13 protein-coding genes are annotated in these 11,935 nt (G+C 43.1%); 2 read left to right on the forward strand and 11 right to left on the reverse strand.

Going from position 1 to position 11,935, the window contains the following annotated elements; genetic code table 11:
- Positions 1–56: 56 nt before the first annotated feature.
- The 5 genes from KS2013_RS11740 to mnmG all read right to left on the reverse strand — a co-directional run bounded on the left by KS2013_RS11740 (position 57) and on the right by mnmG (position 5,101).
- On the reverse strand, positions 57–431 hold the full coding sequence (locus KS2013_RS11740; RefSeq protein ID WP_068994185.1) for an ATP synthase subunit I: 375 nt from the start codon (positions 429–431) through the stop codon (positions 57–59).
- A 141-nt stretch (positions 432–572) separates the two neighbouring features.
- Entirely contained in the window at positions 573–1,469 is an 897-nt protein-coding gene (locus tag KS2013_RS11745; RefSeq protein ID WP_068994187.1) for a ParB/RepB/Spo0J family partition protein, read from the reverse strand.
- 32 nt (positions 1,470–1,501) lie between these two features.
- A complete protein-coding gene (locus tag KS2013_RS11750) occupies positions 1,502–2,272 on the reverse strand; it encodes a ParA family protein (protein WP_068994189.1) in 771 nt (256 codons plus the stop codon).
- Between the two features lie 20 nt (positions 2,273–2,292).
- Positions 2,293–2,937: a 16S rRNA (guanine(527)-N(7))-methyltransferase RsmG gene (gene rsmG / locus KS2013_RS11755; RefSeq protein ID WP_083217847.1), complete on the reverse strand. Its 645-nt coding sequence runs from the start codon at positions 2,935–2,937 to the stop codon at positions 2,293–2,295.
- 265 nt (positions 2,938–3,202) lie between these two features.
- Entirely contained in the window at positions 3,203–5,101 is a 1,899-nt protein-coding gene (mnmG, locus tag KS2013_RS11760; protein ID WP_068994190.1) for a tRNA uridine-5-carboxymethylaminomethyl(34) synthesis enzyme MnmG, read from the reverse strand.
- A gap of 181 nt (positions 5,102–5,282) precedes the next feature.
- On the opposite strand from mnmG, the gene KS2013_RS11765 reads away from it, so the two are divergent.
- Positions 5,283–5,984: a CPBP family intramembrane glutamic endopeptidase gene (locus KS2013_RS11765; RefSeq protein WP_068994192.1), complete on the forward strand. Its 702-nt coding sequence runs from the start codon at positions 5,283–5,285 to the stop codon at positions 5,982–5,984.
- A gap of 53 nt (positions 5,985–6,037) precedes the next feature.
- Positions 6,038–7,357, forward strand: coding sequence for a hypothetical protein (locus KS2013_RS11770; RefSeq protein WP_068994195.1), 1,320 nt, complete (start codon positions 6,038–6,040; stop codon positions 7,355–7,357).
- Positions 7,358–7,452: 95 nt separating this feature from the next.
- Here the strand turns inward: KS2013_RS11770 and KS2013_RS11775 are convergent, their stop codons facing one another.
- From KS2013_RS11775 to rpmH, 6 genes are all read right to left on the reverse strand, one after another.
- Complete coding sequence (locus KS2013_RS11775; RefSeq protein WP_068994197.1) at positions 7,453–7,740, reverse strand: encapsulin-associated ferritin-like protein; 288 nt, start codon at positions 7,738–7,740, stop codon at positions 7,453–7,455.
- A 69-nt stretch (positions 7,741–7,809) separates the two neighbouring features.
- On the reverse strand, positions 7,810–9,168 hold the full coding sequence (gene mnmE / locus KS2013_RS11780; protein WP_068994575.1) for a tRNA uridine-5-carboxymethylaminomethyl(34) synthesis GTPase MnmE: 1,359 nt from the start codon (positions 9,166–9,168) through the stop codon (positions 7,810–7,812).
- A 28-nt stretch (positions 9,169–9,196) separates the two neighbouring features.
- On the reverse strand, positions 9,197–10,822 hold the full coding sequence (gene yidC, locus KS2013_RS11785) for a membrane protein insertase YidC (protein ID WP_068994199.1): 1,626 nt from the start codon (positions 10,820–10,822) through the stop codon (positions 9,197–9,199).
- Positions 10,823–10,825: 3 nt separating this feature from the next.
- The gene (gene yidD, locus KS2013_RS11885) at positions 10,826–11,074 is read right to left on the reverse strand and encodes a membrane protein insertion efficiency factor YidD (RefSeq protein ID WP_071890197.1); all 249 of its coding nucleotides are present in this window, start codon (positions 11,072–11,074) and stop codon (positions 10,826–10,828) included.
- Positions 11,059–11,445, reverse strand: coding sequence for a ribonuclease P protein component (rnpA, locus tag KS2013_RS11790; protein ID WP_068994202.1), 387 nt, complete (start codon positions 11,443–11,445; stop codon positions 11,059–11,061). The genes yidD and rnpA overlap by 16 nt, the downstream gene beginning before the upstream one ends.
- Positions 11,446–11,474: 29 nt before the next feature.
- Positions 11,475–11,609: a 50S ribosomal protein L34 gene (gene rpmH / locus KS2013_RS11795; RefSeq protein WP_046562175.1), complete on the reverse strand. Its 135-nt coding sequence runs from the start codon at positions 11,607–11,609 to the stop codon at positions 11,475–11,477.
- Positions 11,610–11,935: the final 326 nt, after the last annotated feature.

Consider the following 11,935-nt stretch of genomic DNA (forward strand, 5'->3'; position numbering starts at 1 on the left):
CCTATACTCTTAAATCAAGTAAAACGCTCATGCCTGTCAGCATAGCGTTCCTGAAATCACTTAATAATCAACGGTGCAAACCACTGGGAAAGCACAATGATTGAAAACCCAATCAAAAGTGCACCTGCATGCACCGGTAATGTTGTAAACGCAAGCACTAGCAACACAATGGTCAGCATTAGCTTAATGCTCTCACCCATTGCAAAGGCTCTTTTCACTTGTTGAGCCGCCTGTGCGCCAGACTTACGAAATACGATTGTGGCAAAGACAAAGTTGACTAACACCACAATAAGACTACCAACCCCTAGTGACAGGCTGATGGTTCCTGACATTAACAAACCTACCAGAAACAAAGCAAAACTGATGCCCAACTGCACAAGTACCATCTTGTAGGCCTGCTTACGGCCTTTTCGAGCTAATGATTGACTCATGCGACTTAAACCAGTTTCACCACATATTCGGGCGGCAAGTATAAAGATTTAACCGACTTTTATCAACTAAACCACTGCTTGATCGGCGTTTTTTTTATCCTGTTAACTTAACAAAATCAGGTGGACACCATACCTAGTGCTTTAGTCCGCCTCAATACCTAAATGTTGTAAGATACCGTCCAGCTCATCCAGGCTATGGTAGTTAATCACCAGGTTACCTTTACCCTTATTGCCGTGATTGATGTTGACTGTGGCACCTATCTTATCCGCCAGTTGCTGCTCTAGCGCTACAATATGATGATCTTTTTCTGTTTTTTTCTTCTTTTGCTTCGGTTCATTGATGTTTCTGATCAACTTTTCGGTTTCTCTGACCGTTAAACCTTTCTGCACTACAGTTTTCGCTGTGTCTGACTGTTGACTGCCATTCAGGGCCAGTAGTGCTCTTGCATGTCCCATCTCCAGGTCACCACGTTCCAGCAGCGTTTTACAGGCTTCCGTTAACTGCATCAATCTTAATAAGTTCGTTACAGTTGTACGGCTTTTACCAACCGCATCCGCCGTTTGCTGATGCGAAAGATTGAACTCTTCTTTTAAGCGATGCAGAGCATTAGCTTCTTCCATGGCATTCAGATCTTCACGCTGAATATTCTCGATAAGGGCCATTGCAATAGCCGCTTCATCAGGAACTTCCTTTATTAGAACAGGAACTTGATGTAATTCTGCTCGTTGGGCAGCACGCCAGCGACGCTCACCGGCTATAATTTCATATTTGTCCTTGCTGACAGGGCGGATGACAATCGGTTGGATCATTCCCTGAGCCCTAATTGAATCTGCTAACTCCTCAAGGCCTTCCTCAGTCATGACTCGACGAGGCTGGTACTGACCTGGCTGCAGGAATTCAATCGGTATCTCCTTCAGTACACCATCTTGATTCAGAACCGACTCTGACTCTGACGATGTGTTTGAAGCTTGTTTCACTGGTCTGCTGCTGGTTCCCAGCAGTGCATCCAACCCCTTACCCAAACCTCGTTTACTCATGAAAAATCCTCTAAGTTCCTGATTATCATCATTTATGCAGCTCGACGGCGCTTAATAATTTCACCCGCTAAAGCTAGATAGGCCTTTGAACCATTTGAACTACGGTCATAGAAAAGTACTGGCACCCCATGGCTCGGAGCTTCTGCCAGTCGTACATTTCTAGGGATAACCGTTCTATAGACTTTATCCGAAAAATGGCTGAACAATTGACGTGAAACCTCCAGTGACAAACGGTTTCTGGGGTCATACATGGTTCGTAGAATCCCCTCAATTTCAAGCCCCGGATTAACGTGTTCCTGAACCTGGTGAATGGTGTTCAGTAGTGCTGATAGCCCTTCTAGAGCATAGTACTCACACTGCATCGGAATAATTACCGAGTCAGATGCAACCAGGGAGTTTAAAGTCAGCATATTTAACGAAGGAGGGCAGTCAATCAGGATGTAGTCGTATAACTCTTCGATGCGCTGTAGTGCTTTCTTTAGACGCTGCTCTTTATCATCCAGCTCCAGCAAATGCACTTCTGCAGCGGTTAAGTCACCATTAGACGGTAGTACGTCATATCCACCGACATTGGCCGGAACAATATGACTCTTTACTTCCTCAGGCTCCATTAGAGAATCATAGGTTGATAACTCCAACTCCGACTTCTCGATACCAGATCCCATTGTGGCATTACCCTGTGGATCCATATCAATCATGAGTACACGCTGGTTTTCCTGTACTAATGAAGCGGCAAGATTCACACTGGAGGTCGTTTTACCGACTCCACCCTTCTGATTGGTAATGGCAATGATGTAAGCCACGAAGCACCTCAAATTTGCTGTTATGATATTTTTTGCAGATAGATAAAATACCGTGTTGCGTCTAAATTGGGAACCTTTACTTGTTTTGATTCCACTAATTCTAATGTTTCTGCTAATTCTTCAATTTCTTGCTGCGGGTAAACCCCTTTCATCGCAAGCCACTGACCACCTTTTGCCAGCAGATGCCAGGTCCAGTCCGTCATGTCTTTCAGTGATGCGAAGGCACGCGAAAGTATGCAAGCATACCCTGAATCCGATTGAAAGTCTTGTACCCTTTTATTCACCACTGTGACATTTTTCAGACCCAGCTCATAGACAACCTGCTTTAAAAATCGCGTTTTTTTGCTATTGGTATCTAATAGGGTAAATTCTTTATTTGGATTTAATATTGCAAGTGGTATACCCGGCAAACCGCCACCAGTACCTACATCCAGACAGCTGTCAAACTGCTTGATAGCAGGGGAAACTACGACTGAATCCAGCAGGTGCAAATACAAAGCTTCCTTCGGATCACGAATCGCCGTCAGGTTAAATGCCTTATTCCACTTCAATAACGACGATAGGTAGTTTAGTAACTGCTCACTTTGCTTATCGCTTACCGAGATACCCAGTTTTTCACATTCTTTATTAAATTCTGGTTGCAGTTGTTTTAATACTTGATTCACTAAAAGACACTCTTTTTATTTTATCGCTTAGTTTGCAGATTAACCGTATCTAGCCCCTTAACATTGAGCCAAGTTACTCCCAAAATACCGCAAACAAAATCCTGGATGATTTTGTTAAGAGCTTTCAGCACAAGGAGGTGCTGTAAACTCTGATGTGGAAAATATTTTGGGTGTAGCGCAGGAAGTCATGCTTGTATGACCTCAATGTTCGGGGTGGCCTTCTTTTGGTTCCTTTTCTTGGCCACTCAAGAAAAGGAACAGGTCATTATGCTGACTTCAAATGCTTACGCTTTTTCAAATACACCAGTAACAACGAAATCGCGGCTGGAGTAACACCTGAAATTCGGCTCGCCTGTCCTATGGTCTCAGGTTTCAAGTTTTGCAGTTTCTGCGCAACTTCGTTCGATAATCCTTTTACCTGGGTATAATCAATATCTGCGGGCAAGACTGTGTGTTCATTTTTAAGATTGCGCTCAATCTCATCCTTTTGTCTATCAATATACCCCGAGTACTTAGTTTGTATCTGTACCTGTTCGGCTACCTTGACGTCCTCTACCGCGGGACCTAATTCAGGCTGCGTCATTAATAGTTCATAGCTGATGTCAGGACGACGTAATAATTCCTGTGCTTTATAAGCTCGGCTCAATGGTTTCTCGATCGATTGATTTAAACCTTTTGCTGCATCACTTTCTGGTGTAATAACCAGTTTTGAAATGCGTTTTAATTCGTTATCAATCGCTTCACGCTTCTGATTGAAGGCAACCCAGCGGGCTTCATCGACCAGACCGAGCTGTCGACCGCGTTCAGTTAAGCGAAGATCGGCATTATCTTCACGCAGGATCAGTCGATACTCGGCACGAGAAGTAAACATCCGGTAAGGTTCCTGCGTTCCTCGAGTAATGAGGTCATCAATTAAAACGCCTATGTAGGCTTCATCACGACGGGGTGACCAGCTTTCTTTACCCTGTACCTGAAGCGCTGCGTTCATACCGGCGATAAGACCTTGCGCACCAGCTTCTTCATAACCTGTTGTACCATTAATCTGGCCCGCAAAGTAAAGACCATCGATAAACTTGGTCTCAAGCGACGCTTTAAGATCCCTAGGATCGAAGAAATCATACTCAATAGCGTAGCCCGGTCGAGTAATATGGGCGTTTTCGAAGCCTTTGATTGAACGAACAAAACTCATCTGTACATCGAATGGCAAACTGGTCGAGATACCATTCGGATAAAGTTCGTGTGTATTTAAACCTTCCGGCTCGACAAAAATCTGGTGACTGCTCTTATCACTGAATCGCATGACTTTATCTTCAATAGAAGGGCAGTAGCGAGGGCCGACCCCTTCAATTTCACCCGAGTACATCGGAGATCGATCCAAGCCGCCACGAATAATATCGTGTGTCTGTTCGCTGGTATGAGTAATCCAACAGGCAATTTGTTCAGGATGTTGCGTCGCATTTCCCATAAATGAGAAGGTAGGAACCGGAGTATCACCTGGTTGCTGCTCTAGTTGTGAAAAATCTACCGACTTAGCATCAATACGCGGTGGCGTTCCTGTCTTTAAACGATCAACTCGGAAAGGTAATTCACGTAAACGATCAGCCAAAGCAATCGATGGTGGATCACCCGCGCGCCCTCCCGAATGATTCTCTGTTCCGATGTGTATTTTACCACCCAGAAATGTCCCTACAGTCAAAACTACCGCGTCCGCATAGAAATCCAGGCCCATCTGTGTCTTTACACCAATTACTTTTTGAGCAGCGCTTTCATTTTCCACTATCAGGTCCACTACAGCATTTTGAAAAATACTCAGGTTTTCCTGGTTTTCCAGAATTTCACGAATAGCAGACTTATATAGAGCACGATCAGCCTGAGCCCTTGTCGCTCTAACCGCAGGGCCTTTACTGGCGTTTAAGGTTCGAAATTGGATACCCGCTCGATCTATGGCTTTTGCCATGGCACCGCCCAGCGCATCAATTTCTTTCACCAGATGCCCCTTTCCAATACCACCAATCGCAGGATTGCATGACATTTGACCTAGAGTATCGATGTTATGCGTCAATAACAGGGTCTTGACACCCATGCGAGCAGAAGCGAGCGCGGCCTCTGTACCTGCATGGCCACCGCCAATAATAATGACTGAATAATTTTCTGGATAACGCATAAACTGTAAATCTTTCCTGTTTCCGGTGTAACGGCAAAGGGTTATTGTAAACCCTTGTCGATTAGGGTGCGAGATCATACTCTGATTTGATTAACTTTTGAACAGTTTTTCACTATCTTTTCTTCACTGTTGATCCTAAAATCAACACCTTAGCCAATATAGATTTTTAACTTATTATTTAATGTCGCCTCACACACAGCACTCAGCCTATAACGCACAGCTTCTCCCGTTCCATCTTTGGCTGGCGCTGGCGACGTTATTATGCCTGTCACTGACTTCAACCATAATTCTCCTACTACTGCAAAGTGGTCACCCGGAGGGCCTTGAACAAGCTAATGGCCTACACCTGGTAATAGCTATAGGTGGAGGGATGTTAGTTAGTTACTCGCTGCTTCTTCTATTAACAAGAAGCTTTTATATTGAGCAGTTTTTGCCCCTATTAAGAGTTGGCGGCCGCTGGGTTATACTTTCTATCATTGTTGGTATTTTTTTCGCAGCCTTCATTCATTACCTTAGCCGTGAGTTGCCCGGTCCAGAGAGCCCCTCAAATACGTTTGATGTGATAAAGCAGCACAGCAGAACCGCAGAAGTTGCTTTGATTTTTATTGTTACAGTATTCGCCCCAATTTTTGAAGAATACCTGTTTCGTGGTCTGATTCTCAGCTCTCTGATAGCAAGATTTGCTACATTTATAGGGATTGTTATTTCAGCAGTTGTATTTATGGGCTTTCACCTACTAGAATACTACGACTATTGGCTGGGTTTAATGGCAATATTTTCTCTGGGTATATTGCTAGGATGGTTTCGCACTAGCAGTCATTCCATACTGCCATCGATACTGTGTCATGCCAGTTATAATTTAACTATTATATTGCTGGCTTAATACCAATTTATAGCGCACACAATATTTAACAAAAATAACGGAAGGAGAGGCTGGTGAAGTTTTTTACTCGATTATTGATCATTGTATTGGTTTTAGCAGGGCTTGCCTATGGCTACATCTGGTATAAAAACAAACAACTGATCGACGATATTTTCACAACCTTGAAGATGCAAGCTCCAGCAACCTATGACAATACCTATGTCAGTTTAGATGGTAAATCTGTTACTACGGGAATAGAGATAAATATTCCAGGAACACGCCAAAAAGCAACCATCGAAGAAATTCGATTTGGCACTGACAGTCTCCTTCAATCGTTTAAATTGGTTCGCTCCATTGAGTCAGGTCAGTACCTAGAATCTTCCCAGAATTTCAGTGCTGAAATCAAGCAATTACAGCTTCCATTAACAACATCAATGGAATCAAATGACGATTCAGCTAATCAATCCAGTCTGTTCTCTGAGATTTTACTGGCAGGTTGTGATGGCAAACGTTCGATTGAGGTCAGCGATTTGCTGGATATGGGGTATCAGCAGGTTACCCTTGATTTCAGTACCGCGATGACATTCGATAAACATATCAATCAGGCAAATCTTAACGTTTATATGAATGCCGGCACCTATGGCAGTATCAACATTGACTTCCTATTTGATCAGCTAAACCCAAACGCTCCTATTCCCAACCCTAAGTTGAAATCAATCAAAGCTGAGGTTTTAAGCTCCGGTTTTACTAAGCAGCTCACTCAGCATTGTGCCAAATTGGAGAACCTTGAATTGGCCCAGTATTATCCTCGTCATATGGATTACCTGCGTCATGTTTTATATGACAAAAACCTCCACTTTAGTGACGAGTTTTACGCAACCTACAATGACTACATAAAAAACCCACGAAGCGTCCGTTTCGAAAGTTTCCCATCAGAATCAATATATTCTATGGAACTGGTTAATATGTCTGCTCAGCGAATGGTTAGCGTTCTGAACTTACGTTTATTTATGAACGATAAAAGAGTACAGCCTTTGTTTGGTAATCCTCCGCTACCTTCTGAGCTCCCAGAGCTTGATCAGGTGGTAGAGATTGAAGATGACAACTTAACCCAGGTCCAGGGGTTAACTCTGCAGGATACAGACCCGGAGACCCTCGCTTCATACGTTGGTTACGATGCGCGTTTTGATTATCGCGGAAAGCCATTTAAAGGAAAAATTACGTCCGTTTCAGGATCAACCGTTCGTGTTAATACAGTGATTTCCTCAGGTAATTATTTAGAAATGCCATTCAGAGTTAATGAAATTAACAACTTAAAGGTACGTCGCGAAGTAAAACCAGTCTCTCTGGATCGCGAAGAAGTCGAGCCTGAAGATCAGTCTCCTGATAACTAGAAGGAAAATTAGAGGCGGTTGATTTATTGTTTCTCTAATCGCCCCAAATACCCTGATTATAGACCAAATAAAAAAGGCTCCACACGGAGCCTTTTTTATTCATGCGAAACAGAGTCTTTAGAAAATAGATAGTCTTTTAACTCGCCATCCAGTACCTTATCCCTGCGGCGGATCCATTCCAGAACCATTGCAGCATGTTCTTTTTCTTCATCTCGATTATGTATAAGAATTTTCTTAAGCTCTGCATCACGGCAAACATCGATACGTTGATTGTACCAGTCTACAGCTTCAAGCTCCTCCATTAAGGAGACAATAGCCCGATGCATGTCTCGGGTTTCATCCGATAAGTCTTGATATGGTTCGTGATAACCTTCATTAGCCATAAAACTCTCCTTTAATAAAAACTCTTTCTATTAAAGGAAATTTTTCATGAATACTCAAATGAATATTGGTTACTTTCCGATACAGAAACTGCTGAAGATTCTACCAAGCAGATCATCAGCACTGAATTCACCAGTAATTTCAGACAGGGCATTTTGTGCCTGTCGCAATTCGTCGGCCAGCAACTCACCGGCATTAAAATCCACTAGCTGTTCCTTGCCCAGATAGCAAAAGGAAAGGGCCCGTTCTATTGCATCAAGGTGCCGACGGCGAGCCAGAAAAGCGCCTTCGGTATTTTGTTGATACCCAACGATTCGTTTTAGTTCTGACTTAAGTTCGTCGATTCCGGTACCTTTTTTGGCACTTATGGCGATCGTTTTATAGTCTGAATTTAAGGAAGCTTGATCAACATGTGATATGTCTGATTTATTTGCCACGATCAATAGCTTGTCCTTAAATGGCTCAAACCTTTCAAAAGCCGGGTCTATCGAATGCGGTGTAAACTCGGTTACTTCACTCGAATCCGCCACCAGAATAATTTGATCTGCTTGCTCAATTTCTTTCCAAGCTCGTTCAATTCCAATTTGCTCTACCTGGTCTTCAGACTCACGAAGCCCAGCAGTATCAATGATATGGACTGGTAACCCGTCGATATGAATATGCTCTCGTAAAACATCCCGAGTTGTACCCGGAATATCGGTTACGATAGCAGAGTCTTTGCCCGCCAACGCATTGAGCAAACTAGACTTTCCAGCGTTTGGTTTTCCCGCAATAACAACGGTCATCCCTTCGCGTAAAATTGAACCCTGTTGTGCCTGACTTTGCAATGCCTCAATATTATCGATGATGGAATCTAAATCACCCAGTACTTTCCCGTCAGACAGGAAATCGATTTCCTCTTCAGGGAAGTCAATCGCAGCTTCAACATAGATTCTCAGATGTATCAACGCCTCAACTAACTCATGAATCTTATTGGAAAACTCACCTTGTAGCGACCGAACTGCAGAGCGGGCAGCGTGCTCCGACGTGGACTCAATAAGATCCGCTATCGCTTCGGCCTGCGCTAAATCGAGTTTGTCATTGAGAAAGGCTCTCTCAGAAAACTCTCCTGGTCTCGCTAAGCGTACGCCTTTCTCCAGTATTTCTTTTAGTAGCAGATCAAGGATGATTGGTCCACCATGCCCCTGGAGTTCAAGTACATCCTCACCGGTAAAAGAATTCGGTGCTTTAAAAAGAATAGCGATGCCTTCATCGAGTACATTGTTTTTACTATCAAAGAAAGGTAGGTACGTCGCTTCGCGGACCTTTAATGAGCGATGTAATAACTGATCAGCTATAGTTTGGGCTAATTTACCAGAGACCCTGATAATACCAACGCCCCCACGACCTGGAGGCGTTGCAATTGCGGCAATAGTGTCTTGCGAATGAATAGCTGACACAATTAATTCCTGCTATCGACTATTTCTTACCGGCTGCTTTCTTGCCAGCGGCATCCTGCCTTTCAATTTTCTTAGTGACATACTGTTGTTGTGCCACAGAAATTAAGTTGTTGCATAACCAGTACAAGACCAGACCCGCAGGGAAGAATAGCATGAAGACAGTGAATAGTACCGGCAGGTAACTCATGATCTTTTGCTGCATTTGATCCATTGTCGGTGATTTCGGCTGTAAACGCTGCATCAACCACATACTTCCACCCATCAGCAGCGGTAACACAAAATATGGATCAGCAACCGATAAATCCTGGATCCAACCAAAGAAAGGTGCGTGGCGCAGTTCCACCGCTTCAAATAATACGTAATATAATGCGATGAAGATTGGGAACTGAAGCAGCATAGGTAAACAACCACCAAATGGGTTTGCACCTTCCTCTTTATACATTTTCATCATTTCCTGCTGCATGCGCTGCTTATCATCACCATAACGCTCTTTCAGGCGTTGCATTTTTGGCTGTAATTTACGCATATTCGCCATTGACCGGTACTGAGCTGCGGATAATGGGTAGAGCAGAGTCTTTATTACAATAGTTACCAAAATGATGGCCAATCCCCAGTTACCAAGGAAGCTGAAGAAAAACTGCATCATTTTATATAGTGGTAAACCTATCCACCATACCCAGCTTAAATCCAATGATTTATCCAAGCCAGGAGCTGCGGCCTCCAGCTGCTCTAAGTCTTTAGGACCGACGTACAGACTGGCACCAATGGTTTTCTGTTGATTAGCAGGTACTGAAATGGTTGGTTGAACAAACCGAACAGTCGTATCTTTATTTTGTTTTACCGAACTTGTAATGTTGATCTGCTGATCCTGCTGCGGGATCCACGCAGAAACAAAATAGTGCTGCAAGAAACCGATCCAGCCACCCTGTCGTGATGTTTTTATTGGCTCTTCAGCCAATTCTTCGAAGTCTATTTTTTCATATTGCTGCTCTTCCGGAGAGTAGGCAACACCCATGAATGGCTTCATGCCAAAGGATGACTTTTCTTCCAAGCCTGTTGGTTTCTGATCTCGACTCAGCTCAGCAACAAAATTATAAGTACGGTCGTGGGATGACTGGTTATTTATCGAGTACTCCATTTCAACCAGATACTCTCCACGTTTAAATTTAAAGGTCTTACTGAAAGTAACTCCTTCGTCATTCATCCATGTCAGCGGTAGCACTAATTCATCTTTACCTTCGGCCAGCTTATATGAACTTTTTTCTGTTTCATATCTTGCTCTTGGTAGCTGGTTATCAGGTGCGCCTTGACCCAATAAAGCACTTTTGGCCTGGTACATTCGATCACGGTAATCGAACAATACAACCTTATTATCTGGACTGTTCAATTCAACATTGTATTTTTTCAGCTCAGCATAAACGATATCGCCACCATTTGGCTTAATTTTAAATTTCACCAAATCCGTTTCAACATCGATAAGGTCTTCGCCTGAAATACTACCTTCTGTAGCAACGGTTACATCTTTCTCTTCAGAAACAGAAGCCTGCTGAGTAGGCTGAGGGCCGTAATCTTTCTGCCAAGCCTGATATAGAAGAAAAGTACATATCGCTAGGCCCAGAATAAAAAATCCGCGCATTGATTCCATAATTTACTCTTTTACAGTGTTAGTCTGTTGGATCGAATTTTTGGGTGGTACAGGGTCATGTCCGCCTTCACAGCCAGGGTGGCATCGAGCTATTCGCTTAAGCGTTAACCATGAGCCTTTAAACGCACCATGTTGTTCTAATGCCTCAATTGAGTAAGTTGAGCAGGTAGGAGCAAAACGACACTGATTCCCCATAACGGGACTCAGAACAATTTGATAAAGCCTTACTAATTTAATCAGTAACCACTGCATTTCTTAATCACTCGCGACCATAGTCGATTGAGGTGCTCGAATAATACCGCATTCGTCATATTACTACTACCATGACGAGCTAATAAAACTATGTCAAAAGCTGGTAATTCATGCTGTTTTACACGAAAAGACTGCCGACAAACACGCTTCAAGCGGTTACGCTCGACGGCAAGTTTCACATTCTTTTTAGCGACAATCAGTCCTAAACGAGGACGTTTCAAAGAATTAGGCGTAGCTAGAAGTGTAAATGCGGGACAAACCAGTTTTACTGGCTTTTTAAAGACTTTTTTGTAATCCTCAGCTGTGAGCAAACGACTGTTTCGCGGAAAGCTTTTTAAAAGCTCCTCTCGTCCAGTCGGTTCTTTGCTCACATCCAGGAATTCTAATCGTAACGGAACTATTAAGCGCTTAGACGCTTACGACCCTTGGCGCGACGATTTGCTAAAATTTTACGACCATTTTTAGTCGCCATACGAGCACGGAAACCGTGTACACGCTTACGTTTAATTACGCTTGGTTGAAATGTTCTTTTCATCTGCTTAACCCAATCAACAGTTTACTTCTACACATGGTATCGCACCATGTGACTCAAGGACGGCGAATTCTATAGGATTATCCACCTAAATGCAATGCCCAGAACCCTGTTTTTTCAAGGGGTTGATGGCAATATTCATTATCTAACTTATTTTGTGCCTTACCCCCATCCTCAATACCACATATTGTGATCTTGAATCCATTTCCTTTGTTATTGTGGATAACTTAGTGGACCTGATTTGCCTACAATATCCTAAAAAGTAGAAAAAATCATTATATTTCGTTGGTTTTGTAATTTTATCATCAAATTCTATAACTAAGTGTTCT

Origin of the sequence: Kangiella sediminilitoris, assembly GCF_001708405.1 — a bacterium.
Classification (GTDB): domain Bacteria; phylum Pseudomonadota; class Gammaproteobacteria; order Enterobacterales; family Kangiellaceae; genus Kangiella; species Kangiella sediminilitoris.